The 24038-nt window shown below is 54.1% G+C and carries 36 protein-coding genes; all 36 read left to right on the top strand.

What is annotated here, in order from left to right; all coding sequences use genetic code 11:
* Positions 1-158: 158 nt before the first annotated feature.
* The 36 genes from QMK33_RS01125 to QMK33_RS00950 all read left to right on the top strand — a co-directional run bounded on the left by QMK33_RS01125 (position 159) and on the right by QMK33_RS00950 (position 23960).
* Complete coding sequence (locus QMK33_RS01125; protein WP_283562707.1) at positions 159-1442, top strand: O-antigen ligase family protein; 1284 nt, start codon at positions 159-161, stop codon at positions 1440-1442.
* 151 nt (positions 1443-1593) lie between these two features.
* On the top strand, positions 1594-2214 hold the full coding sequence (gene rplC, locus QMK33_RS01120) for a 50S ribosomal protein L3 (RefSeq protein ID WP_283562706.1): 621 nt from the start codon (positions 1594-1596) through the stop codon (positions 2212-2214).
* Between the two features lie 19 nt (positions 2215-2233).
* On the top strand, positions 2234-2881 hold the full coding sequence (gene rplD, locus QMK33_RS01115; protein ID WP_283562705.1) for a 50S ribosomal protein L4: 648 nt from the start codon (positions 2234-2236) through the stop codon (positions 2879-2881).
* Positions 2881-3168, top strand: a complete 288-nt coding sequence (rplW, locus tag QMK33_RS01110; RefSeq protein ID WP_068340438.1) for a 50S ribosomal protein L23 — start codon at positions 2881-2883, stop codon at positions 3166-3168. Before rplD ends, rplW begins: the two co-directional genes overlap by 1 nt.
* A 33-nt stretch (positions 3169-3201) precedes the next feature.
* On the top strand, positions 3202-4029 hold the full coding sequence (rplB, locus tag QMK33_RS01105; protein WP_283562704.1) for a 50S ribosomal protein L2: 828 nt from the start codon (positions 3202-3204) through the stop codon (positions 4027-4029).
* 3 nt (positions 4030-4032) lie between these two features.
* Entirely contained in the window at positions 4033-4311 is a 279-nt protein-coding gene (rpsS, locus tag QMK33_RS01100) for a 30S ribosomal protein S19 (protein WP_068340444.1), read from the top strand.
* A gap of 1 nt (position 4312) precedes the next feature.
* A complete protein-coding gene (gene rplV, locus QMK33_RS01095; protein WP_283562703.1) occupies positions 4313-4735 on the top strand; it encodes a 50S ribosomal protein L22 in 423 nt (140 codons plus the stop codon).
* A gap of 6 nt (positions 4736-4741) precedes the next feature.
* The gene (gene rpsC, locus QMK33_RS01090) at positions 4742-5641 is read left to right on the top strand and encodes a 30S ribosomal protein S3 (RefSeq protein ID WP_283562702.1); all 900 of its coding nucleotides are present in this window, start codon (positions 4742-4744) and stop codon (positions 5639-5641) included.
* 93 nt (positions 5642-5734) lie between these two features.
* Positions 5735-6163, top strand: a complete 429-nt coding sequence (rplP, locus tag QMK33_RS01085) for a 50S ribosomal protein L16 (protein ID WP_133656904.1) — start codon at positions 5735-5737, stop codon at positions 6161-6163.
* A gap of 4 nt (positions 6164-6167) precedes the next feature.
* A complete protein-coding gene (gene rpmC, locus QMK33_RS01080) occupies positions 6168-6377 on the top strand; it encodes a 50S ribosomal protein L29 (protein ID WP_133656905.1) in 210 nt (69 codons plus the stop codon).
* A 2-nt stretch (positions 6378-6379) separates the two neighbouring features.
* Positions 6380-6679: a 30S ribosomal protein S17 gene (rpsQ, locus tag QMK33_RS01075; RefSeq protein ID WP_133656906.1), complete on the top strand. Its 300-nt coding sequence runs from the start codon at positions 6380-6382 to the stop codon at positions 6677-6679.
* 9 nt (positions 6680-6688) lie between these two features.
* Positions 6689-7057, top strand: a complete 369-nt coding sequence (gene rplN, locus QMK33_RS01070) for a 50S ribosomal protein L14 (RefSeq protein ID WP_068340463.1) — start codon at positions 6689-6691, stop codon at positions 7055-7057.
* 3 nt (positions 7058-7060) lie between these two features.
* The gene (rplX, locus tag QMK33_RS01065) at positions 7061-7324 is read left to right on the top strand and encodes a 50S ribosomal protein L24 (protein ID WP_283562701.1); all 264 of its coding nucleotides are present in this window, start codon (positions 7061-7063) and stop codon (positions 7322-7324) included.
* A gap of 12 nt (positions 7325-7336) precedes the next feature.
* Complete coding sequence (rplE, locus tag QMK33_RS01060) at positions 7337-7894, top strand: 50S ribosomal protein L5 (protein ID WP_283562700.1); 558 nt, start codon at positions 7337-7339, stop codon at positions 7892-7894.
* A complete protein-coding gene (rpsN, locus tag QMK33_RS01055; RefSeq protein WP_283562699.1) occupies positions 7894-8163 on the top strand; it encodes a 30S ribosomal protein S14 in 270 nt (89 codons plus the stop codon). Before rplE ends, rpsN begins: the two co-directional genes overlap by 1 nt.
* Positions 8164-8472: 309 nt before the next feature.
* The gene (rpsH, locus tag QMK33_RS01050) at positions 8473-8871 is read left to right on the top strand and encodes a 30S ribosomal protein S8 (protein ID WP_157564854.1); all 399 of its coding nucleotides are present in this window, start codon (positions 8473-8475) and stop codon (positions 8869-8871) included.
* Between the two features lie 21 nt (positions 8872-8892).
* A complete protein-coding gene (rplF, locus tag QMK33_RS01045; RefSeq protein ID WP_283562698.1) occupies positions 8893-9450 on the top strand; it encodes a 50S ribosomal protein L6 in 558 nt (185 codons plus the stop codon).
* A gap of 9 nt (positions 9451-9459) precedes the next feature.
* Positions 9460-9810 (top strand): 50S ribosomal protein L18, encoded by a 351-nt coding sequence (rplR, locus tag QMK33_RS01040; RefSeq protein ID WP_283562697.1) that lies wholly within the window; start codon positions 9460-9462, stop codon positions 9808-9810.
* A 5-nt stretch (positions 9811-9815) separates the two neighbouring features.
* Positions 9816-10430, top strand: coding sequence for a 30S ribosomal protein S5 (gene rpsE / locus QMK33_RS01035; RefSeq protein ID WP_283562696.1), 615 nt, complete (start codon positions 9816-9818; stop codon positions 10428-10430).
* Positions 10431-10437: 7 nt separating this feature from the next.
* Positions 10438-10617, top strand: a complete 180-nt coding sequence (rpmD, locus tag QMK33_RS01030) for a 50S ribosomal protein L30 (RefSeq protein WP_283562695.1) — start codon at positions 10438-10440, stop codon at positions 10615-10617.
* Between the two features lie 15 nt (positions 10618-10632).
* Positions 10633-11079: a 50S ribosomal protein L15 gene (gene rplO / locus QMK33_RS01025; RefSeq protein ID WP_283562694.1), complete on the top strand. Its 447-nt coding sequence runs from the start codon at positions 10633-10635 to the stop codon at positions 11077-11079.
* A 16-nt stretch (positions 11080-11095) separates the two neighbouring features.
* The gene (secY, locus tag QMK33_RS01020; RefSeq protein WP_283562693.1) at positions 11096-12412 is read left to right on the top strand and encodes a preprotein translocase subunit SecY; all 1317 of its coding nucleotides are present in this window, start codon (positions 11096-11098) and stop codon (positions 12410-12412) included.
* A 10-nt stretch (positions 12413-12422) separates the two neighbouring features.
* Entirely contained in the window at positions 12423-13205 is a 783-nt protein-coding gene (gene map, locus QMK33_RS01015) for a type I methionyl aminopeptidase (RefSeq protein ID WP_283562692.1), read from the top strand.
* Between the two features lie 5 nt (positions 13206-13210).
* Positions 13211-13429, top strand: coding sequence for a translation initiation factor IF-1 (infA, locus tag QMK33_RS01010; RefSeq protein ID WP_035567874.1), 219 nt, complete (start codon positions 13211-13213; stop codon positions 13427-13429).
* A gap of 22 nt (positions 13430-13451) precedes the next feature.
* Entirely contained in the window at positions 13452-13568 is a 117-nt protein-coding gene (gene rpmJ / locus QMK33_RS01005) for a 50S ribosomal protein L36 (protein ID WP_068340511.1), read from the top strand.
* Between the two features lie 113 nt (positions 13569-13681).
* A complete protein-coding gene (gene rpsM / locus QMK33_RS01000; RefSeq protein WP_283562691.1) occupies positions 13682-14059 on the top strand; it encodes a 30S ribosomal protein S13 in 378 nt (125 codons plus the stop codon).
* A 130-nt stretch (positions 14060-14189) separates the two neighbouring features.
* Positions 14190-14582 (top strand): 30S ribosomal protein S11, encoded by a 393-nt coding sequence (gene rpsK / locus QMK33_RS00995; RefSeq protein ID WP_068340513.1) that lies wholly within the window; start codon positions 14190-14192, stop codon positions 14580-14582.
* A gap of 26 nt (positions 14583-14608) precedes the next feature.
* The gene (rpsD, locus tag QMK33_RS00990) at positions 14609-15214 is read left to right on the top strand and encodes a 30S ribosomal protein S4 (RefSeq protein WP_283562690.1); all 606 of its coding nucleotides are present in this window, start codon (positions 14609-14611) and stop codon (positions 15212-15214) included.
* 193 nt (positions 15215-15407) lie between these two features.
* Positions 15408-16397, top strand: coding sequence for a DNA-directed RNA polymerase subunit alpha (locus tag QMK33_RS00985; RefSeq protein WP_283562689.1), 990 nt, complete (start codon positions 15408-15410; stop codon positions 16395-16397).
* A gap of 174 nt (positions 16398-16571) precedes the next feature.
* On the top strand, positions 16572-17162 hold the full coding sequence (rplQ, locus tag QMK33_RS00980; RefSeq protein WP_283562688.1) for a 50S ribosomal protein L17: 591 nt from the start codon (positions 16572-16574) through the stop codon (positions 17160-17162).
* A gap of 232 nt (positions 17163-17394) precedes the next feature.
* Positions 17395-20028, top strand: coding sequence for an MGH1-like glycoside hydrolase domain-containing protein (locus QMK33_RS00975; RefSeq protein WP_283562687.1), 2634 nt, complete (start codon positions 17395-17397; stop codon positions 20026-20028).
* A gap of 101 nt (positions 20029-20129) precedes the next feature.
* Positions 20130-20705: an RNA polymerase sigma factor gene (locus QMK33_RS00970; protein ID WP_283562686.1), complete on the top strand. Its 576-nt coding sequence runs from the start codon at positions 20130-20132 to the stop codon at positions 20703-20705.
* 126 nt (positions 20706-20831) lie between these two features.
* Positions 20832-21626: a hypothetical protein gene (locus QMK33_RS00965; RefSeq protein WP_283562685.1), complete on the top strand. Its 795-nt coding sequence runs from the start codon at positions 20832-20834 to the stop codon at positions 21624-21626.
* A 67-nt stretch (positions 21627-21693) separates the two neighbouring features.
* The gene (locus tag QMK33_RS00960) at positions 21694-22824 is read left to right on the top strand and encodes a hypothetical protein (protein WP_283562684.1); all 1131 of its coding nucleotides are present in this window, start codon (positions 21694-21696) and stop codon (positions 22822-22824) included.
* Positions 22825-22891: 67 nt separating this feature from the next.
* Positions 22892-23404 carry a PPC domain-containing DNA-binding protein gene (locus QMK33_RS00955; RefSeq protein ID WP_283562683.1) on the top strand — a complete coding sequence of 171 codons (513 nt, stop codon included), beginning with the start codon at positions 22892-22894 and terminating at the stop codon, positions 23402-23404.
* A 43-nt stretch (positions 23405-23447) separates the two neighbouring features.
* Entirely contained in the window at positions 23448-23960 is a 513-nt protein-coding gene (locus QMK33_RS00950; RefSeq protein WP_283562682.1) for a DUF4442 domain-containing protein, read from the top strand.
* The last annotated feature ends 78 nt before the right edge of the window (positions 23961-24038 follow it).

Below are 24038 nucleotides of genomic sequence, written 5' to 3'. Positions count from 1 at the left end.
ATTCAGTTAGACGGGTCTACTACCTCTGCTAAGCTAGGCTGCTACTGAGGGCTACCTTTGATGGGCATTTGGCAGAGCTATTTTGAAGAGAATATGCTGAAAAGCAATACCGCAGCATACAGTGCTGCCTAGCAACAGCATTTATTGGTATGTGGAGTTTGTTTTCTGAAACTAGTACGCGGCGACTGAGCGTCTTTTGGAGTGCGATAATTATTTTAGGGCTGTTTGTTACACGCTGGATATTAATACTACCAAGTATTGGCATAGCTGGTTTATTTTTAACTGGCGTCGCCTATGCCATTGCGAATAAGCAAATTGCTCAACGGGCACACGCCCGCACTTTTTTGAGTTTAACTATAATATATGGGATTCATTTCTTCTTTGGTCTATGCCATAATAACTTGTATGATAAAGAGTTGCTTAAGGACTTAGTCCTTCAATTACCTTTTCTATTGCTTCCGTTATCCTTTTTGCTGCTTCCAACTTGGCGCTCGTTACATAAGCGTATTGTTTGGACAGTAGTAATAACCTGTTGCTTGGCTTCAGCAATAGGTGCTACGACTAACTACTCATTACACTTGCAAGAGATTGTTAGGCAATACGACCGATCTCAAGTGATGCCAACGGAGCCCGATCATGTGCGTTTCAGTATACTTATTAGTATATCTATATTATCTGGGTGTGTGCTGTTGTTGAGTAAAGAATTAGCCACTCAATGGCGGATTACCATTGGAATAGGAGTAGGCCTGCTGTTTCTTTTTCAGCACTTACTGGCAGTTCGAAGCGGGTTACTTAGCCTTTACTTCGGCGGTATTTTACTACTGGTTGGGATAGGATGGCAATTGAAGCGTTGGAAAACTGCCGCTACGAGCATAGTGCTGGTAGTAGGGGTAGGGCTTACTTGTTTATGGCTGTTTCCTACACTTCAGTTGCGAATTCATAATACATTATATGATACTATGCAAAGAGGAGTTGCTAGCTCTGCTAATAATTTCTCCGTCACGGCACGCTTGTACTCTTATGAGGTAGCTGAAACTATCATTCAGAAGCATCTGCTGCTCGGGGTGGGTAAAGCACGATTAGAACAGGAAATGGCGCAGCAGTACAGCTACCGCTATCCGGAGATAAGTGTTAGTAACTATTTGCTGCCTCATAATCAGTTTATTTACAATTTAGCTGCTTATGGAGTAGTTGGTTTAGCGATGTTTCTGTACGGCTTCTACTATCCACTTTGGATTGGTGTACGGCAGCATAATCTGTTGGCAATAGTTATTTACGCTATAATCACCATTTCTTTTCTGTCCGAATACACGTTAGAGAATAACCTGGGCATAATCATCGGTCTATTCTTTGCGCTATTGGCATTGGCGCCTATGAGTGCGGAAGTGCCAAGTGTTGCTGTATGCCGCAACCAACCTCAGGTCGATAGAGAGCAACAGTAAAGTGTAGCAATTCATACTGAGCTAACAGCTTGACCTGAAATTATTTTACTCTCTAGTTTGGTTTTTCTCACAAAAAATCCCTACCTTTGCACTCCCTTAGCGAAAAGGCCACTCGGGCCTTTTCTTTTTGTGTCATTTAATATCCACTAGAATGCCTGGCATCATCGGTAAAAAAATCGGTATGACAAGCCTCTTCACTCCGGACGGGAAAAATATCCCTTGCACGCTCATCGAAGCGGGTCCGTGCGTAGTGACGCAGGTTAAAACTGTCGAAAACGACGGCTATAACGCTGTTCAGCTTGCCTATGGCGAGAAGAAGGCTAAACGTACCACTAAGGCTTTGGCTGGCCACTTCGCCAAAGCTAGCACCACCCCCAAGAAACGCCTCGTTGAATTCCGTACGGAAGACCTCGCAGCTTATACACTCGGTAGCACGGTTGAAACCTCGCTGTTTGCAGAAGGTGAGTTTGTTGACGTTGTGGGCACCTCGAAAGGTAAAGGTTTCCAGGGTGTTGTAAAACGCTACAACTTCCAGGGCGTAGGTGGTCAAACCCACGGTCAGCACAACCGTCTGCGTCACCCCGGTTCTATTGGTGCGTGCTCGTGGCCTTCGCGCGTATTCAAAGGAATGCGCATGGGTGGCCGCATGGGTACTGACAGAGTCAAGATTCAGAATCTGAAGGTGATGCGTATTGTAGCTGATAAGAACCTGATTCTGGTAAGCGGCTCAGTGCCCGGTGCCAAGAATGGCTACGTGTTCCTAGAGAAATAACCTGCTAAGCTTACTAGAGATGGAACTGTCCGTATTCAATAGCAAAGGCGAAGACACCGGCCGCAAGGTTACGCTGTCCGACGCCGTGTTTGGCCACGAGCCAAACGAGCACGTCATGTACCTTGACGTGAAGCAGTACTTGGCCAACCAGCGCCAGGGTACGCACAAATCGAAGGAGCGCGCCGAAATCTCCCGTACCACCAAGAAATTGAAGAAGCAGAAAGGCACTGGTGGTGCTCGTGCTGGTTCGATGAAGTCGGGTGTGTTCGTAGGTGGTGGCCGCATGTTCGGTCCACGTCCGCGTGACTATAGCTTCAAGCTAAATAAGAAGACCAAGCGCGTTGCGCGTCTGTCGGCCCTTTCGGTGCTGGCTCGCGATGGCAAAGTGGCTTTGGTTGAAAACCTGGCTTTCAGCGCTCCCCGCACGAAGGACTTCGTGGCCGTTTTAGATGGCCTGAAGCTCAACAATGGTCGTAAGACATTGTACGTAGCTGGCGAGGCTGCTGATAAAAACCTGCTTCTCAGCGCCCGCAACGTGCAGAAAGTGAAGATTTCGACTGCCGTAGGCCTTAATACCCACGACTTGTTGAACACCGACACCCTGCTCATCAGCGAGGACGGCCTGCGTTCGCTGGAGCAATTGTACACTACTAACTCCGCCGAATAATGAGCACGCTGAAACGCCCCATTATCACCGAGAAGGCTACCAGCCTTACCGAAACCGGCCGCTACGTATTCGAAGTGGAACGCACGGCTAACAAAGTTCAGATTAAGAAAGACATCGAGCAACTTTATGGCGTCACGGTGACCGGCATTAACACAATGCGCACGATTGGCAAAATCAAGTCGAAGGCTACCAAAGGTGGCCAGGTTTCGGGTCGTCGCGCCCACGGCAAAAAAGCCGTTGTGACTCTGAAGGACGGTGATATCATCGATTTCTACGGCAATATCTAATTGCCTTCGCCGCAAAAGCCCAAATAGCTAGTAATGGCACTTAAAAAACTCAGACCAACCACGCCAGGCCAACGCTTCCGCGTGGCCCCGGCCTTCGACGAGCTAACGACGTCGACGCCGGAGAAGTCGTTGCTGACCTCACTCAAAAAGAGTGGCGGTCGTAACTCTTCGGGTAAAATGTCTAACCGCTATATTGGTGGTGGACATAAGACCCAGTACCGTATCGTAGACTTTAAGCGTGATAAAGCCGGTGTTCCGGCCACGGTGAAGACCATCGAGTACGACCCTAACCGTACCGCTCGTATTGCCTTGCTGCACTACGCCGACGGCGAGAAGCGCTACATCATCGCCCCTGCGGGCCTGAGCGTAGATACCGTTATCGTATCGGGCCCTGGTGTAGCTCCCGAAGTTGGCAATGCGTTGCCACTCCGCGAGATGCCCCTCGGTACTATTGTACACAACATCGAGTTGCAGCCCGGTCAGGGTGCCGCTATCGCTCGTTCGGCTGGCACGTATGCCCAGCTTGTAGCCCGCGAAGAGCGTTACGCTACCCTTAAGCTGCCCTCTGGTGAGATGCGCATGGTACTCGTTACCTGCACCGCCACAGTTGGTACGGTATCGAACGGTGACCACATGAACGTTGTGATGGGCAAAGCCGGTCGCAACCGCTGGGCTGGTCGTCGTCCCCGCGTTCGTGGTGTAGCCATGAACCCTGTTGACCACCCAATGGGTGGTGGTGAGGGTAAATCGTCGGGTGGTCACCCACGTAGCCGTAACGGTATCTTCGCTAAGGGTCAGAAGACCCGCAACAAGAACAAGTATTCTGAGAACCTGATTGTCAGCCGCAAAGGCAAGAAGTAATATATGGCACGTTCACTCAAAAAAGGGCCGTACATTGACTTCCGGCTCGAGAAAAAGGTAGAAGCGCTGGAAAGCGCTGGCAAGAAGTCAGTGGTTAAAACTTGGTCGCGGCGCTCGATGATTTCGCCCGACTTCGTAGGCCACACCTTCGCAGTCCACAACGGGAACAAGTTCATCCCGGTCTATGTAACTGAAAACATGGTCGGCCACAAGCTCGGCGAGTTTGCGCCAACGCGCAACTTCCGTGGTCACGTCGCCAAAAAAGATAAAGGCAAGCGTTAAGATGGAAGCAGTAGCCAAACTCCGTAACGTGCCTACCTCGCCGCGCAAGATGCGCTTGGTAGCCAATCTGGTTCGCGGTAAGCGCGTAACCCAGGCCCTCGGTCTGCTCCGCTTCGAGGCTAACTCGGGCGCTGAGCGCGTTGAGAAGCTGCTCCTATCGGCTTTGGCCAACTGGCAGCAGAAAAACCCCGAGGAGCGCATCGAAGATGCTAACCTTTGTGTAACCGAGATTTCGGTAGACGAAGGACGTCAACTAAAGCGTCTGCGTCCCGCCCCCCAGGGCCGTGGTCACCGCATCCGCAAGCGCTCGAACCACATCACGCTGACGGTTGGTCCGCAGCGTGAGTCGCATATGTCGAAGAAAGAGCTTAACGCGCTGACTCGCCTTGCTGCTACCCCCACTGAAACCCCCGCCAACGCTTAATTTATCATGGGACAGAAAGTAAATCCCGTTGGTTTCCGACTCGGCGTTATTAAAGGCTGGGACTCAAACTGGTACGGCGGCAAGGATTTTGCCGACAAACTCGTTGAAGACGAGAAAATCCGCAAGTACATCAACGCCCGTATCCAAAAGGGTGGTATCTCGCGCATCGTTATCGAGCGCACCCTGAAGCGGATTACTATTACCATCAACACGGCTCGTCCGGGTGTGGTAATCGGTAAAGGCGGCCAGGAGGTAGATAAGATTAAGGACGAGCTCAAGGAAATCACCAAGAAGGACGTTCAAATCAACATCTTCGAGATTAAGCGCCCCGAGCTGGACGCTCGCCTAGTAGGCGAGAGCATCGCTCAGCAGTTGGCTGCTCGTATCTCGTTCCGTCGCGCCATGAAGATGTCTATCCAGGCTGCTATGCGGGCTGGTGCTGAAGGCATCAAGATTCAGTGCGGTGGTCGCCTAGGTGGTGCTGAGATTGCCCGTTCGGAGCAGTACAAAGAAGGTCGTACTCCGCTGCACACGCTGCGCGCTGACATCGACTACGCTTTGTCAGAAGCCCAAACGGTATATGGCAAAATTGGCATCAAGGTGTGGGTGATGCGCGGTGAGGTGTTCGGCAAGCCCGATCTATCGCCCAACCAAGTCCCTGCTGGTCAGCAGGGTGGTGACGACCGTGGTGGCCGTGGTGGCGACCGTGGCCCGCGCCGCGATGGTGACCGCAACGACCGTGGTCCGCGTCGCGATGGCGACCGTGGTCCGCGTCGTGACGGCGCTGCTGGCGGCCCTCGTGGCGGCCAGGGTGGCCCTGCCGGCGGTGGTAACCGTGGTGGTCAAGGTGGTGGCCCCGCTGGCGGTGGCAACCGTAGCGGTCAAGGTGGCGGCCCCCGTCGTTAGGTTATAGCAAACTAGTCTGAGCCGTATCCTGAATCATTTTGTTCAGGGTACGGTTCACTGCTAATATTTTTCAAGTTTTCTTTTTTTACTCAAATGTTACAACCGAAAAGGACCAAGTATCGCAAGATGCAAAAGGGTCGCGTAACAGGCTTGGCCTACCGCGGCAGCTCCATAGACTTCGGTTCGTTCGCGCTTAAGTCACTGGAAATTTCTTGGATTACGGCTCGCCAGATTGAGGCTGCCCGTATTGCCATGACCCGTGCTATGAAACGCGAAGGGCAAGTATGGATTCGCATTTTCCCAGATAAGCCAATTACCAAGAAGCCTGCTGAAGTGCGGATGGGTAAGGGTAAAGGTTCACCCGAGTATTGGGTAGCATGCGTGAAGCCTGGTCAAATCATGTTTGAATCGGATGGCGTTAGCCTCGAAACTGCAAAAGAGTCGCTGCGTCTGGCTGCTCAGAAGCTGCCGGTTCGCACCTCCTTCGTAGTTCGTCGCGACTACGTAGATAACGTTGCTTAATCCGATGAAAAACGAAGAAATTCGCGCCCTGTCGGTCGACGACCTGCGCACCCAGCTTAAAACCGAGCAAACCAACGGCCAGCAGATGCGCTTTGCGCACGCTATTAGCCCGCTCGAAAACCCCGGCCGCCTGAAGGCCAACCGCAAAACCGTTGCTCGCCTGCAAACGGAAGTTTCGCGTCGGAACAATGAGCAGGCTTCTAACAAAGCTTAGTAATGGAACCGACTCAAGAAAACCTGTTGCCGGCTCACGACAATGCTTCGGACCGCAACATGCGGAAAGAAATCGTGGGCAAGGTGACCAGCAGCAAGATGGATAAGTCCATCACGGTTGCGGTAGTTGCAAAACACCAGCATCCGATTTACGGCAAGTTCGTGAGCAAGACTACCAAGTTCCACGCCCACGACGAGAAAAACGAGTGTGGCGAAGGTGACTTGGTGCGCATCATGAGCACCCGCCCTCTGAGCAAAACCAAGCGCTGGCGCTTGGTTGAAATTGTTGAACGTGCTAAATAATCCTGAACGATGATACAGCAAGAATCCCGCCTCACGGTGGCCGACAATAGCGGCGCCAAGGAAGTGCTCTGCATCCGCGTACTGGGTGGCACGGGCAAGAAGTACGCTACGGTTGGTGATAAAATCGTGGTTGCTATCAAGTCGGCAATTCCTTCGGGCAATGCCAAGAAAGGTACTGTTAGCAAGGCTGTTATCGTGCGCGTGAAGAAAGAAATCCGTCGTAAGGACGGTTCTTACATCCGCTTCGACGATAACGCTGCTGTACTGCTCAACAACAACGACGAGCCCCGCGGCACGCGCATTTTCGGGCCGGTGGCACGTGAGCTGCGCGAGAAGCAGTTCATGAAAATCGTATCGCTGGCCCCTGAAGTAATCTAAGCTATGGCAACTAAAGCAAAAGCTCCGGCCGTGCACTTGCACGTGAAAACCGGTGACCTCGTGAAAGTTATTGCTGGCGACGAGCGCACCAAGACCGGCATCATCAAATCGGTAAACCGCTCTACGCAGCGTGTTATCGTAGAAGGCCTCAACCTGGTAACGAAGCATAATAAGCCGAGTGCCAAGAACCCCCAGGGTGGCATTACCAAAATCGAGAGCCCGATGCACGTATCCAACGTGAAGAAGGTTGATTCGGCCAACTCTTAATTCGTTACGATAATGGCTCGACTTAAAGATAAATATCAGAAAGAAGTAGTACCAGCGCTCCAGGAGAAATTCCAGTTCAAGAGTATCATGCAGGTACCGCGCATAACCAAAATCTGTATCAACCGGGGCATCGGTGCCGCTGTTGCTGACAAGAAATTGGTTGACAACGGGGTAGAGGAGTTGACGACCATTACTGGTCAAAAGGCTGTTCCTACCATCGCTAAGCGCTCGGTTTCGAACTTCAAACTCCGAGAAGGTATGCCCATTGGTGCGCGCGTTACGTTGCGCGGCGAGCGGATGTACGAATTCCTTGACCGTCTTTTGACGGTAGCTCTGCCCCGCGTGCGGGACTTCAAAGGCATCAACGACAAGGGATTCGACGGTCGGGGTAACTATACCCTCGGCGTGAAGGAGCAGATTATCTTTCCCGAGATTTCTATTGATAAAATCAAAGGCATCTCCGGTATGGATATCACCTTCGTAACGACTGCCGAAAACGATGAGCAGAGCTACGAGTTGCTCCGCGCTTTCGGTATGCCCTTCGCTAACGCTAAAAAGGAAGTTGAATAATGGCTAAAGAATCCATCAAAGCCCGGGCTCGCAAGCGCATTGCCCTGGTAGCCCGCTACGCCGATAAGCGTAAGGCTCTAAAAGCAGCAGGCGATTACCTTGGCCTCGACAAGTTGCCCCGCAACTCTTCGCCCGTGCGCCTGCACAACCGCGACATGATTGACGGCCGCCCCCGTGGCTACATGCGCAAGTTTGGCATCAGTCGCGTTCGCTTCCGCGAAATGGCGCTGGCTGGTAAGATTCCCGGCGTGACGAAGTCGAGTTGGTAGTATAAATTGTCTCTAACATCGAAAGCCCTCAACTCTTGGAGTTGGGGGCTTTTTGCTTTTACGTAACAGACAAGAATTTTATTAGCTGGTCCTCTTGCATAAGTACCGCGCTTGCTGCTACCTTTGCACCCCGAAAGAGAGTACCCGTGGGCTTGCCCACCCTATTTGGCAGGTTGCCGAAAGAAACCATGGGCTGGCTCCGAAAGCCGAGCCCAGTAGTCTTAACCGAGATTTCGTTGTACGGCAGTAGCTAGTGCGTCGAAATTTTCTTATCTTTGTGGTCCCGTAACAAGGACCTACTTAAACTAAATGAATACTGACCCGATTGCTGATTACCTGACCCGGTTGCGCAACGCCCTCAAGGCGAACCACCGGGTGGTGGAAATCCCGGCCAGCAACATCAAAAAGGAAATCACGAAAGTGCTCTATCACAAGGGCTACATTCAGAGCTACCGTTTTGATGATACTTCGGCCCAAGGTGTGATTAAAATCGCCTTGAAGTACAACCCCACTACGAAGGCTCCGGCTATTACCAAGCTGGACCGTGTGAGCACGCCCGGTCTGCGCCAGTATCGCGCTGCCGATAACCTGCCCCGCGTATTGAGTGGTTTGGGCATCGCCATCCTGTCGACCTCGAAAGGGGTAATGACTGAGAAGGAGGCTAAAAACGAGAACGTGGGCGGCGAGGTGCTGTGCTACGTGTACTAACCGCTAAGCCCTAGTATCTATATGTCCCGCATTGGCAAACTACCGATTGCACTGCCCGCCGGCGTGCAGGTATCGGTCGACAACGAGAACACCGTAACGGTGAAAGGCCCGAAAGGCACCTTGACCCAGGCTGTAGACCGCGATATTGCGGTAGCTACGGAAGACGGCAACGTAGTGGTAACCCGCCCTACGGAACAGAAGCGTCACAAAGCCATGCATGGCCTGTACCGCTCGCTAATCAATAACATGATTACCGGCGTTAACACCGGCTACGAGCATAAGCTTGAGTTGGTAGGTGTAGGCTATAAGGCTACCGTGTCAGGTAAGTCGCTGGAGCTTTCACTCGGCTACTCGCACAACGTGTACTTGGCAATGCCTCCCGAAGTACTGGCCACTGCCGTTACTGAAAAAGGTAAAAACCCCATTGTAACCCTGACCAGCATCGATAAGCAGCTTATCGGTCAGGTAGCCGCCAAAATCCGCTCGTTGCGGAAAGTAGAGCCTTACAAAGGCAAAGGTGTGCGCTTTGTGGGTGAGATTGTTCGTCGTAAAGCCGGCAAGACTGCCGCTAAAAAGTAATCTAGTATCATGGCTTTCGATAAAGCAACTCGCCGGAAGCGCATTCAGCGCATCATCCGCACGAAAGTGTCTGGTACTTCGGAGCGCCCGCGTCTGTCGGTGTTCCGTTCCAACACAGGTATCTACGCCCAGATTATTGACGACTCGGCTGGCCGCACGCTGGCTGCTGCTTCGTCGAAAAAGGTAACGGCAGAAGGCGGTAACGGTGTGGCTCTGGCCGCTGCCGTTGGCCGCGAAATCGCCGCCAAAGCACAAGAGGCTGGTATCACGAAAGTGGTGTTCGACCGCTCGGGCTATCTCTATCACGGCCGTATTAAATCACTAGCCGAAGGAGCTCGCGAAGGCGGCCTCAATTTCTAAGCATCATGGCAGAGTATACTAACAACAACCGTGGTGGCGCTCCTGGTGGAAACGACCGCGGTGGCAACAATCGAGGTGGTAACGACCGTCGTGGCAACGACCGCGGTGGCCGTGGCAACGATAACTCTGTTCAGGGTGAGTCGGACCTCAAAGAGAAAGTAGTAGCTATCAACCGTGTAGCCAAAGTGGTGAAAGGTGGTCGTCGCTTCAGCTTTTCGGCTATCGTAGTAGTAGGTGACGGCAAAGGCAACGTAGGCTACGGACTAGGCAAAGCCAACGAAGTAACCGACGCTATTGCTAAGGGCATCGACGATGCTAAAAAGAATGTAGTGAAGGTGCCGCTGTACAAGCACACCGTTCCGCATATCATGGAAGGCCGTTACGGTGGAGGTTTCGTACTGGTGCAGCCTGCTGCGGCTGGTACGGGTGTAATTGCTGGCGGTGCCATGCGTGCCGTGTTTGAATCGGCTGGTATTAAGGATGTACTGGCCAAGTCAAAAGGCTCTTCCAACCCTCACAACGTAGTAAAGGCTACCTTTGCTGCTTTGGCTAAAATGCGCGACCCGTTGCAAATTGCACAGGCTCGTGGTATTTCTCTCGCCCGCGTTTTTAACGGTTAATTTGACTATGCCACAGATTCAAGTAAAGCTCGTGCGCAGCGCCATTGACCGCCCCGAGCGTCAGAAGCGCACCGTGCAGGCCCTCGGCCTGAATAAAATGAACAGCACTGCAACCCACGAAGCCAATGCCAGCATTTTGGGCATGGTAGCTTCGGTGAAGCATCTGCTGGAAGTAACCGAACTGTAAGCGATTATCACAGTCATGAATCTTTCCAATCTAAAACCCGCCGCTGGCTCGACGCGCAATAATAAGCGCCTTGGCCGTGGTGAGGGCTCCGGTGGTGGTGGTACTGCTACCCGTGGTCACAAAGGTGCTAAGTCACGTTCGGGTTACTCGCGTAAGTCGGGCTTCGAAGGTGGCCAAATGCCTCTCCAGCGTCGTGTTCCAAAATTCGGTTTCACGAACATTAACCGCGTTGAGTTTAAGGGTATTAATCTCGACGTGCTTCAGGGGTTACTCGAAAAAGGCACGGTAACCGCTATGGACCAAGCTTACTTCGTAGGAGCTGGTTTGGCATCGAAGAATGCCAAAATTAAAATCCTCGGCCGTGGTGAACTCACTACCGCTCTGGAAGTACACGCTCACGCTTTCTCAAAATCAGCCGTTGAGGCTATTGAGAAAGCCGGTGGCAAGGTTGTTACGTTGTAACTACTAAACACGAGCAATGAATAAGTTTATCAACACGATAAAGAATATCTTTGCGATTGAGGATTTGCGTACGCGAATCCTCAATACGCTTTTTTTCATTGCTATCTACCGGCTAGGCTGCTACGTTGTGTTGCCTGGTGTTGACCCTACTCGTCTTAAGGCGGGTACCGGCGGCGTTTTCGGTATTTTAGATACCCTGCTGGGTGGAGCATTTAGCCATGCTTCCATTTTTGCGTTGGGCATAATGCCCTACATCTCTGCTTCTATTGTATTGCAGCTGCTAACTATTGCGGTTCCATACTTTCAGAAATTGCAGAAAGAAGGCGAATCAGGTCGGAAGAAAATCAACCAGTATACGCGGCTGCTGACCATCCCAATTGTGATGGCTCAATCAGTTGGTTTCTTAGCAACTATTAATGCTGAGGCTATTGTATCTCCTGGTACCTTCTTCACCATATCTACCATGCTCATCATCACGGCGGGAACGCTTTTCTGCATGTGGCTGGGTGAAAAGATTACAGACAAAGGCATTGGCAACGGCATTTCCATGATAATCATGATTGGAATCGTCTCACGTCTTCCAGGCGCCCTTATTGGTGAAGCAGCTGCCAAAGGCATCAATAAATCGTTGATTTTCCTGTTAGAATTGGTCGTACTCTTCTTGGTTGTAATGGCAGTTATCGTGCTTACACAGGCTGTTCGCCGAATTCCGGTGCAGTACGCAAAGCAGGTTGGCGGCACTACGCAATTAGATGCCCAGCGCCAGTTTATTCCGCTTAAGGTGAATGCTGCTGGTGTTATGCCTATCATATTCGCGCAGTCGCTGATGTTCGTTCCGAGCATTGCTGCTTCTGCTTGGGACAAGAACAGTGATTTAGCAGCTACAATTGCTTCGTATTTCTCGCCTGAGCACTGGGTGTACAATACAGTCTTTGCGTTGCTTATTGTTGTTTTCACATACTTCTATACTGCTATTAGCGTCAACCCCAACCAGATTGCGGACGACCTTAAGCGGAGTGGGGGATTTGTTCCTGGTGTTAAGCCTGGGCGTGATACTTCGGAATTTATTGATGAGATATTGACCCGTATCACTTTGCCTGGCGCTGTAGCTCTTGCGCTGATTGCTGTTTTTCCTACTGCAGCATTGTTACTAGGCGTAACTCGCCCACTATCATTGTTTTATGGGGGGACATCGCTTATTATTATGGTAGGTGTAGTACTTGATACACTCAATCAAATTGAGAGTTATCTGCTAATGCGTCATTACGATGGCATGATGAAATCGAACAAGTTGCGTAGTCGCACTACCGAGCCGGTAGCGCTGGCTTCATAAGTGACTAGATATGGCAACAGGTACTATTCAGTTCAAAACTGAAGAAGAAATAGATTTGATGCGTGCCGCAGGTCAACTGCTGGCGCGAGCGCATGGTGAAGTGGCTGCCATGGTTCGCGAAGGAGTTACTACGCGTCAGCTAGACCGGCGCGCCGAAGAATTCATTCGCGACCACGGTGCTACCCCCTCTTTTAAAGGCTATAATAATTTCCCTTACAGTTTGTGTTTAAGCCCCAACTCAGTTGTGGTACATGGATTCGCTACTGATGAACCATTGAAGAGCGGTGATATTTTATCGGTAGATGCTGGAGTCTTTCTTAACGGTTACCATGCTGATAGTGCTTATACTTATCCAATCGGGGAGGTATCGCAAGAAATTAGACAATTGCTGAAGGAAACGGAAGCCTCTTTGTACAAAGGAATTGAGCAAGCCATTAGTGGTAATCGTATTGGTGATATCAGTTTTGCTATTCAGAATCACGTAGCTACCAAAGGTTACGGTGTGGTTCGGGAGTTGGTAGGTCATGGTGTAGGAGCAAAGCTGCATGAGAAGCCTGAGGTGCCTAATTACGGTAAGCGAGGTTCCGGGCCGATGCTCCAAACTGGTATGACAATTGCCATCGAGCCGATGGTGACACTGGGTAAGAAAGATATTGTGCAAGAGAAAGATGGTTGGACTATTCGCACGCGCGATAAGAAGCCAGCCGCGCACTTTGAACACACAATTGTTGTTAGAAAAGATAAGGCAGAAATTCTGACCTCGTTTGAATACATAGAAAAAGCATTGCAGTAGCCCCTATGGCAAAACAAGCCTCCATCGAGCAGGACGGTACCATCCTCGAAGCCCTGTCCAACGCCATGTTCCGCGTGGAATTGGAAAACGGGCATCAGCTAATTGCCCACATCTCGGGTAAGATGCGGATGCACTACATCAAGATTCTGCCCGGCGACAAGGTGAAACTAGAGATGTCGCCCTATGACTTGTCAAAGGGACGCATCAAATATCGTTACAAGTAATTTTTTCGTTCTTTTCAAGGTCATGAAAGTAAAAACCTCGGTGAAGAAACGTAGCGTTGATTGCAAAATCATCCGTCGCAACGGCAAACTCTACGTTATCAACAAGAAGAATCCCCGCTTCAAACAGCGTCAGGGCTAAATCAATTTTCAGAAACCCGGAGCCTTGGGTACTGACTTAACGAACTTTTTGTCGCTGAGTCGCCTTCCAAGCCGTTGCCGGGCTTTCTGGTCCGCAAACATCATACAACCACTATGGCTCGTATCGCAGGGGTAGACATCCCGGACAACAAGCGCGGCGAAATCGCCCTGACTTACATTTTCGGCATTGGCCGGAGCAACTCGGTTAAAATTCTTGCTAAAGCTGGCATTGAAGCCAACAAAAAAGTAAAGGATTGGACTGAGGCTGAAGCTGGTGAGGTGCGTAGCATCATTGCCGCTGAGCATAAAACCGAAGGCGCACTGCGTTCGGAAATTCAGCTCAACATCAAGCGTCTGATGGATATTGGCTGCTATCGTGGTCTGCGTCACCGCAAAGGCCTGCCAGTGCGCGGCCAGCACACCAAAAACAACTCGCGTACCCGTAAGGGCAAGCGCAAGACTGTGGCTGGCAAGAAGAAAGCAACGAAATAATCAATAGCGGCAATCAGCCCTGAAGGGGACCAGGAGCTGTGAGGTTTAGATAGACCGAAAGGAAATTCAAATCTCACAACTCCTGATTCGCCAAAGGCGCTAACACCTGCCGTGTTTTAGCGATAACTAAATGGCACAAAAAAGAAAAGACAAAGCCAAAAAGCGGCTTGTCGTAGTAGAGCAGGTGGGCCAAGTCCACATTCGCGCTTCCTTCAATAATATTATCATCTCGGTAACCAATTCCAACGGCCAGGTTATTTCCTGGGCTTCTGCTGGTAAAATGGGTTTCCGCGGTTCTAAGAAAAACACTCCTTACGCGGCCCAGATGGCAGCTACGGATTGCGGCAAAGTAGCTCACGATTTGGGCATGCGCAAAGCCGAAATTTTTGTAAAGGGTCCGGGTGCTGGCCGTGAGTCGGCCATCCGCGCACTCGGTAACGTGGGCATTGAAGTGACGACCATTCGCGACGTGACGCCGCTGCCGCACAACGGCTGCCGCCCTCCTAAGCGTCGTCGCGTTTGATTTTTCACTTCTGTTAGCACTATCCCATGGCACGTTATACTGGCCCTACCGCCAAAATTGCCCGTCGCTTTTCGGAGCCGATTTTCGGTCCAAGCAAGGCACTCAACAAAAAGAATTACCCCCCTGGCCAGCACGGCCGCGGCCGCCGAAAGAAGCAGTCTGAGTACTCCGTGCAGTTGATGGAGAAGCAGAAAGTAAAGTACATGTACGGTGTGCTTGAAAAGCAGTTCGAGAACCTCTTCCATAAGGCCGCAGTATTGCCCGGTATCACCGGTGATAACCTGCTTGGCTTGTTGGAGTCGCGCCTTGACAATGTAGTGTACCGTTTGGGCATCGCTAGCACGCGTCGTGCTGCGCGCCAGTTGGTGTCGCATAAGCACATTACGGTGAACGGTGAGGTGGTAAATATCCCTTCGTACAAGCTGCGTGCTGGCGACCAAGTAGGTGTGCGTGAGAAGTCTAAGTCGCTTGAGGCTATTACTACCAACCTGACGGTGCGCAACTCGCGCCAGTTCTCATGGCTGGAGTGGGATGGTAAAGAGATGTTGGGTGTTTTCACCAACATGCCGTCGCGTGAGTTGATTCCGGAGAAAATCACGGAGCAGCTCATCGTCGAATTGTATTCGAAGTAATAATAGATTGGCACTTGGTGCGGCCCGGACATTGTTCGGGCCGCATTTGTGCTAAGCCGGTATCGCTGGAGTTAGCTTGTGAGAGCGCGGCCCAAGCGACACTAAACGAGCCTGCTTACGGTTCTATTTGGCTACCAAGTACTAAGCAAGCTTCGGGCTTGCTTTTCCCGTTACATAATTAACTGCCCCACATATGTCAATCTTAGCTTTTCAGATGCCGGAGAAAGTAGTGATGGAGAAATCCGACGACTTTACCGGAACGTTTGAATTCAAGCCTCTGGAGAAGGGCTACGGCGTTACGATTGGGAACGCGCTACGTCGCATTCTGCTTTCGTCGTTGGAGGGCTTCGCCATTACGTCGGTGCGCACGACTTCGGTGCTGCACGAATTTTCGACGATTGAAGGGGTGATTGAGGACATGTCCGAAATCATTCTGAACCTCAAGCAGGTGCGCTTCAAGAAAATCAGCGACGCCATCGAGGACAAGATTACGGTGCGTATCAGCGGGCAGGACACGTTCTCGGCTGGTGACATCGGCAAGTTTGCCGTGGGTTTCCAGATTCTGAATCCCAAAATGGTTATCTGCAACCTCGACCCCGCTAAGGAGTTGGAGTTTGAGTTCACCATTGCGCGTGGTCGTGGCTACGTACCGGCCGATGAGAACAAGCCGACCGACCAGGTTTTTGGTCAAATCGCGATTGATGCTATCTACACGCCCATTAAGAACGTAAAGTATAGCATTGAGAACACGCGCGTAGAGCAGAAGACTGACTATGAGCGTTTGCTTATCGAGATTCAAACTGACGGTTCAATTCATCCGGAAGAGGCGCTGAAAGGTGCCGCTAACATCCTGATTCAGCATTTCATGCTGTTCTCGGACAGCACGATACAGTTGAGCGGTAACCGCCCGGCCGTAGCTGAGCCGATTGATGAGGAGACGCTGGCCATGCGCAAGGTGCTGAAAACATCGCTCGGCGAGATGGATCTTTCGGTGCGGGCTTACAACTGCCTGAAGGCGGCCGATATCAAGACGCTGGGCGAGTTGGTACAACTCGACATGGCTGACATGATGAAATTCCGCAATTTCGGTAAGAAAAGCCTCACGGAGTTGGAGAACCTTGTGGAAGAAAAGGGTCTGCACTTCGGGATGGACCTCGGCAAATACCGCTTGGACGAAGACTAGAAAAGCCTATGTTACTGGCTGCTGAATTTCTCACTTGAGGAAATTGGTAGCCAGTAATTTTTTATAAACACCCTTTCAATAACCCGCCGCGCCCTAGGGATTAGGGTTCTAATGAGGTTCTCGCGACCCGCCGTGGTCCTGGTCCGCAAGCGTAGCATTTAACCAATTTGTCCGATGAGACACGGTAAGAAAATCAACCACTTGGGCCGTACTACCGCCCACCGTCACGCGATGCTATCGAACATGGCTTCGTCGCTGATTATGCATAAGCGCGTAACCACTACGGTTGCTAAAGCAAAGGCCTTGCGTAAGTACATTGAGCCCCTACTGACCAAGGCGAAGGACGATACGACGCACTCGCGCCGGACAGTATTCGCCACGCTGCAAAGCAAGGTGAGCCTGAAGGAGCTGTACGGCGAGATTGCTGGCCGTATTGCTAACCGCCCCGGTGGCTATACCCGCATTCTGAAGCTGAGCGCCACCCGCGCCGGTGACAATGCTGATATGTGCATTATTGAGTTGGTTGACTTCAACGAGACGATGCTCGAAGCCAAGAACGCCACGGAAGCTAAATCGACCACTACGCGCCGCTCGCGCCGCCGTGGTGGCAAGGCTGAAGGCGCTGATAACGAAGCTGTTACGTCGGCTGTCGAAGTTACTTCGGACGCTCCGGCTGCTACCACTACGCAGGAAGCTCCAGCTGATACTACTACGGAGACGTTGACTAACGGTGAAACCCGTGAGGAGGCTGCTAAAGCTGAGTAAGTTAGCTAAATTTGTGAGAGGGGGATGCGTCGCAAGGCGCATCCCCCTTTTTGCGTGAATAGTGGCTGGCAGTAGGGCATCTTTTGTAATGTTTGCTGCTGCTAGGGTAACTGTGGGATGCGTGAGAAGTATGTATGAGTACGCTTACTACCATGGCACCTACTACGTTGGCGGGTGATGGGCGGTTGATTAACGGTTGGTGGGCTAACCGGATTTTAGATTGATTACTAGCATGGAAGAGCAACGACGCTTGGCGGAAGCCAATAACAAGACTGCTGATTGGCGGAAGTTCGGCCCCTATCTGACTGAGCGGCAGTGGGGTACTGTGCGCGAAGATTACAGCCCTGATAGCAATGCCTGGGACTTTATCACCCACGACATGGCACGCTCCTACGCCTACCGGTGGGGCGAGGAAGGGCTGGCGGGCTTGAGCGACGACCAGCAGCGGCTGTGCTTCTCGGTGGGCTTGTGGAACGGCGTTGACGCGCAGCTGAAGGAGCGGCTGTTTGGCCTCACCAACGGGCAGGGCAACCACGGCGAGGACGTGAAGGAGCAGTACTACTACTTGGATAGTACGCCCACGCACTCGTATATGAAAATGCTGTATAAGTATCCGCAGCAGGCTTTTCCGTACGAAGATTTGGTGGCGCAGAATGCTGCACGCACGCGGCTGGAGCCAGAATACGAACTGCTGGATACCGGCATTTTTGACGAGAGCCGGTACTTTGACGTGTTTGTTGAGTATGCCAAGGCGGGGCCCGATGATATGCTGGTGCGCATTACGGCCCACAACCGGGGGCCGGAAGCAGCGACGCTACACGTGCTGCCGCAGCTGTGGTTTCGCAATACCTGGGCCTGGGGCTATGATGATAGGCGGCCTGAGCTGACTACCCCACAGGCAAACCTGGTGCAGGCTCAGCACGCGACTTTGGGTGAATATCAACTCTATTGCGACCAGGATACGGAGTTGCTATTCTGTGATAATGAAACGAATACAGACCTTTCGGATGAGCTTAATAAAGAGGATGCGTACTTCAAGGATGGTATTAACGATTACCTGGTAGCGGGCCGGCTAAAGGCCGTGAACCCAGCCCAGCGGGGAACTAAGGCCGCTGCGCATTATGTGCTGACTATTGCGCCGGGTGAGGCGCAGGTGGTGCGCGTGCGGCTGAGCCAGCCTACACACGAGGCCCCGTTTGTGGATTTCGACCAAGTATTTGGAGCTCGGCAGGAAGAGGCGGATGTATTTTATGACTGCGTGCAGGAAAGCGTGACGGAGCCTGATGCGCGGGCCGTGCAGCGCCAGGCATTTGCGGGAATGCTATGGAGCAAGCAGTACTACTACTACGATGTGAGCCAGTGGCTCGATGGTGACCCCAAGTGGCCGGCCCCGACTGGCCCGCGGCAGGAGGGCCGCAACTCGACCTGGCGGCACCTGCACAACGCGGACATTATCTCGATGCCCGACAAGTGGGAGTACCCGTGGTATGCGGCCTGGGACCTGGCTTTTCATTGCCTACCACTGGCCATGGTGGATGCCAGCTTTGCCAAGCAGCAGCTGCGCCTGCTGTGCCAGGATGGTTACCTGCACCCCAACGGGCAGATGCCGGCTTACGAGTGGAAGTTTGAGGACGTGAACGCGCCGGTGCATGCCTGGGCCACGTGGCGCGTGTACCAGATGGACCGTAAGCTCAACGGTGGTGTCGGGGACCACGCATTTTTGGAAGCCGTTTTTCAGAAGCTGGTAATGACGTTTACGTGGTGGGTAAATCGCAAGGACCGCGATGAACGCAACATCTTCGAGGGCGGCTTTTTGGGGATGGACAACATTGGGGTGTTTGACCGCTCGGCACCGCTGCCCACGGGCGGCAAGATTGAGCAGAGCGACGGCACCAGTTGGATGGCCATGTTTGCCCTCAACCTGATGCGGATGGCCTTGGAGCTGGCCAAAACCAACCCGGTGTACCAGGAAATGGCCAGTAAGTTCTTCGAGCACTTCCTGTACATCGCCCACGCTATGACGCTAGGCGGCGGCGGTAAATTTAACCTCTGGGATGAGCAAGACCAGTTTTACTACGACGTGCTGCACATGCCCGACGACTCGCGCACGCGCCTGCGCATTCGCTCGATGGTGGGGCTTATTCCGCTTTTTGCTGTGGAAGTGCTTGAAGATGAATTACTCGATGCGGTGCCCGAATTTACGGCGCGAGCGCGGTGGCTGGTGCAGCACCGGCCGCACCTGGCCGAGCTGATATCGCGCTGGCAGGAACCAGGTAAGGGTGCCCGCCACCTGCTGAGCCTGATGCGCCGCAGCCGCCTGCATAGTGTGCTCACCCGCATGCTCGACGAGACGGAGTTTCTCTCCGACTACGGCATTCGGTCGCTATCGCGCTACCATTTGGAGCATCCTTACGAGTACCACACCGAGGAGGCATCTTTCGAGGTGGCGTATCTGGCGGGAGAGTCGGACTCCGATATGTTTGGGGGCAACTCCAACTGGCGTGGGCCAGTATGGTTTCCGGTTAACTACTTGATAATAGAGTCGTTGCAGCGTTTTCATTCGTATTACGGCGACTCTTTCACAGTAGAATACCCAACCGGCTCGGGTAAGTTGCACAATTTGAGCCAGGTAGCCGACGCGCTATCTGAGCGCATGGCACGGCTGCTGCTGCGCAATGCCGAAGGGCTGCGGCCAGCCTTTGGCCAGGCCGGGCTGCTGCAAACCGACCCGCACTTCCGCGATTACCTGCTGTTTCACGAGTACTTCGACGGCGACACGGGCAACGGGCTGGGGGCCAGCCACCAAACCGGCTGGACCGGCCTAGTGGTGCGGCTGCTGCACCAGCACGATAAAACACTGGCTTAATAAGGCTAGTGCAACCTAGCGCCCGCACACATTGTCTGTTAGCTATGGTTGCTTGGGCGGGCAACCTTGCCCTTTGCGCCTTACCCAAGCCGAGTTTGCCTATGGAAGCCGTTGCGTATATCGACATCAATGCCCCGCTGGTGGAGCGGTGCCGCGTCAACGACCGCCAGGCGCAGGCCGAGCTGTATCGGCGCTACTCGAAGGCCATGTTCAACGCAGCCCTGCGCATTACCGGCGACCACGCTGAGGCGGAGGATGTGTTGCAGGAGTCTTTTCTGAGCGCGTTTCGCGAGCTGAGCGGGTACAAGGGCGACTCATCGTTTGGGGCCTGGCTCAAGCGCATTGTGGTGAATAAAAGCATTAACTGCCTGCGGCAAAGGCGCTTGCAGTTGGTGCCGCTCGAAGACTTCCACCAGGATGCGGCCCCGGCCGAAGTACTATCGACCCACGCCCACGAAGATGCTGAGGAGCAGCAGTACCGCGCCGATGTGCTGCGGCGCTGCATTCAGGAGTTGCCCGACGGCTACCGCGTGGTGCTGTCGCTATACCTGCTTGAGGGCTACGACCACCTGGAAATAGCTGGTATTCTGGGCATTACTGAATCTACCTCAAAATCACAGTATAGCCGGGCCCGCACGCGCCTGCGCGAGTTGGCTATGCAGCGTGGCTTAAGCTAAGTAAGTAGTTGACCTACAAGTAGTTCTTCTCTTTACTACCCTCGCTACCAGCTTTGTTCGCCGGGACACTCGTATTAGTCTCACGCTCAATGCGCTATTCCGCTTCACCGCGGACCTCTATCTATTATGAAACCTATTCATCGTCATTCACTAGAAGAATACGCGGAGCGGCATCGGGCCGACTTCGACCTGCACGAGCCCCGGCCCGAACTGTGGGCTGCCCTCGAAAAGCAACTGCACAGCGACAGCCCGGCCGAAGCGGAGACTCCCCGTATGAGCATTGCGCCCGCTACGTTTATTGCGCCGCTTACTACCGAAATCCCCCTGCCTGCCACTCGCCTGCCAAAAGCTGCGCGCTGGCAGCCCTACGGCATCGCCGCCGCGCTGGCGGCGCTGGTTATTGCCGCTGGCATGGGCGAGGCTTGGAAAACCAGGCATAGCCCCGCCGTAGCCACGGAGCAAAGTGCTATTACGAACACTGCTACCGCCGATGCGGCGCTCTACCTGGGCACCGATGCTACCGTGCTGGCCGCCAGCCAGGGTGGTACCACTGCTGACGTTCGCCTCGACACGGCGGTGCATGGTATGGAGCGCTACTACATCGCGCAGCTCACCGACCGCAAAACGCAGCTTGGCCAGCTGGCCCCGGCCGCCACGGCCGAATGGGCCCGCGAGCTGGTGGGGCTCGATTCAAGCTACCAGCAGCTTAAGCGCGAGCTGCCCCGCCACCCCCAGCCCGAAGTAGTACTCACGGCCATGAACCGCAACCTGCAAATCAGGCTCGATATCCTGGACCGGCAGCTGGAGCTGCACGGCAACGACCAAACGGCCCTGGCTGGCAACGGCGGGCTAAATGGCGAATACGTGCTGGCCGATAGCCGCGGTATTGCCGATAACATTGTTCGCCGGAATGCTCGCTAGCCGCTATCTGGTGCTGATGGGGGTGTTAGGCCTTGCGGGGCAGTGCCAGGTGGCACTTGGGCAAGCTGTGCCCGAGCACCTACCGGGGGTAACCTATTATGTGGCCCCGGTGGGCGGCAGCAGTCAGGATATCCCTGCCGCCCAGCCGCAGCCCAGCCAGGAGCAGGCCAACCCACCCATTGAGCAGCGGCGGCGCATCAGCCGCAGCTTTCAGGTGGCAAAAGTGGGGCAAGTATTTGCCCTTGATACCCGCTATGGCCACGTGCGCGTAAGCACTTGGAACAAGCCCGAAATGAAGGTAGAGGCCGAGCTAATTGCCCGCGCCGAAACCACCCTTGGCGCCGAGCAGCTGCTCGGCAGCCTGGGCGTGCAGTGGCTTGACTACGACGCCCGCACGGGCGGTGTGGCCGTGAACTCGCAGTTTGGCCCTGGGCTCAAGGGCAAGTGTAGCGGCGCGGGCTGCCGCTACGAAATCAACTACACCGTATGGCTGCCTAGTACCACGGCCCTGCGCGTTACTACTTCTTTTGCCGATGTAGTGGTGGTCGGCGATTGGCAGGGCCCGGCCCAATTCACTGTGAATTACGGCACGCTGCGCACCGGCCGCCTCAACGGCGCGGGCAACGTGGTGCGCATCGCCAACGGCGATGCCACGCTACCCTACGCCAAGCAGGCCAGCTTCGAGGCCGACTACGCCCGCCTGCGCCTCGATGCGGGCGAAGTGATTGAGCTGCGCACCAACTACTCGGACGTGGACATGGGCACCGTGCACGACCTAACGGTGAACAGCAAATACGGCGGCGTGGCCTTGGGCTCGGTGCACACCCTGCGGGGCTCGTCGGGCTATTCGCACTTCAGCGTGGGTAAGCTGAGCGATGGCCTGGATATGGCCGTGCGCTACTGCCCCGATTTTGAGGTGCGCGATATGGGCGCCAACTTCCGCCAGATAACCCTGGACGGCGGCTACAGTACCATCCGGCTGGGGTTTGCCGAGGCCACGCCAAGCTTCCGCTTCGATGTGAGTACCGAGCAGGGCCAGTTGCTGGTCGATAAAAAGCAGGTCCGTGTTATCTCCTCGGGCGAAAACAGCCAGGGCATTGCCGATGTGCTGGGCGTGTACGGCGGCCGGGTGCCGGCACCCGGCGCGGGCAACGTCAACATCAAGGTGCGCTACGGCACGGTGCGGTTCAGCAAGTAGCTCACTGTCTGTCAAGCTTACCCAAATGCCTGGCTGCCACTCCGGCGGCCGGGCGTTTCTTTGTGCAGTGCTAAAACCTATTTTGTTGCTGGGCCTGGGGCTACTGGCCAGCCCTGCCCACGCCCAAACCCACGCCGCTATGGTGCCTTCGTCTGCGCTTACTGCCTACGCCCTGCGCCTGAAGCCCGGCGACGACTTGCGCCAGCAGCTCACGGCCTTCGTGACCGCGCATCACCTCGAAGCCGGGGCCATGCTTACCTGCGTGGGTAGCCTCACCGAGGTGAGCCTGCGCCTCGCCAATCAGGAAAACGCCACCCACTACCACGGGCACTTCGAGATTGTGTCGCTCGTGGGCACGCTCTCGGCTACGGGCGGTGGGCACCTGCACCTGGCGGTGGCCGACAGTACCGGCCGTACTCTGGGCGGGCACCTGCTGGATGGCTGCCGCGTGTACACCACCGCCGAAATTGTGCTGGGCGCGCTGCCCGCGCTGCAATTTGTGCGCGAAACCGACCCCACCTTTGGCTACCAAGAGCTTGTGGTGAAGCCCGCGCCGGCCGCGGCCGCCAAAAAGCGCTAGCTTCGCCGGGCGCGGCTGGTCCTTTCCAGCGAGCGCCCTTTGTATGGCTTCTTTTCCCCTGCCGGTAGCCGATTCGCCGGCGGCCGCTGCCTTTCGCCGCCAGGTGCTGAGCCCGGCCAAGCTGCGGCTTTTTATGCTGCGCAAGCTGCCCATGGCCTGGCTGGCCGGCCTGCGCCTGCGGGCACTCACGCCTGAAGCGGCCACCGTTACGCTGCGGTATAAGTACCTCACGCAGAATCCCTTCCGAAGTATCTATTTTGCTTGCCTGGCTATGGCAGCCGAGCTGGCATCGGGTATTCAGGCCATGATGCAGGTGCAAAGCGGCGGCCCGGTGTCGATGCTGGTGGTGGGCCTCACAGCCGAATTCAGCAAAAAAGCTGTGGGTACCGTCGCCTTCACCTGCCCCGATGGGCTGGCCATTGCGCAGGCCGTGGCCGAAAGCCGCGCCACCGGCGAAGGCCGCATGGTAGTGTGCACCAGCACGGGCCTGGACGAAGCCGGCGACGTGGTAGCGGTCTTCAAAATCACGTGGTCATTCCGGGCAAAAATGAAGTAGCGCGAAGTTTTCACTTCGTGTGCGCGCGCAACGTGTACCCTCGCGTTAGGGTCGGCCTGTGTCACATGCGCGCACGAA

Source organism: Hymenobacter sp. H14-R3 (assembly GCF_030063445.1).
Classification (GTDB): Bacteria; Bacteroidota; Bacteroidia; order Cytophagales; family Hymenobacteraceae; genus Hymenobacter.
This window is presented reverse-complemented; position numbering and strand designations above follow the sequence as displayed.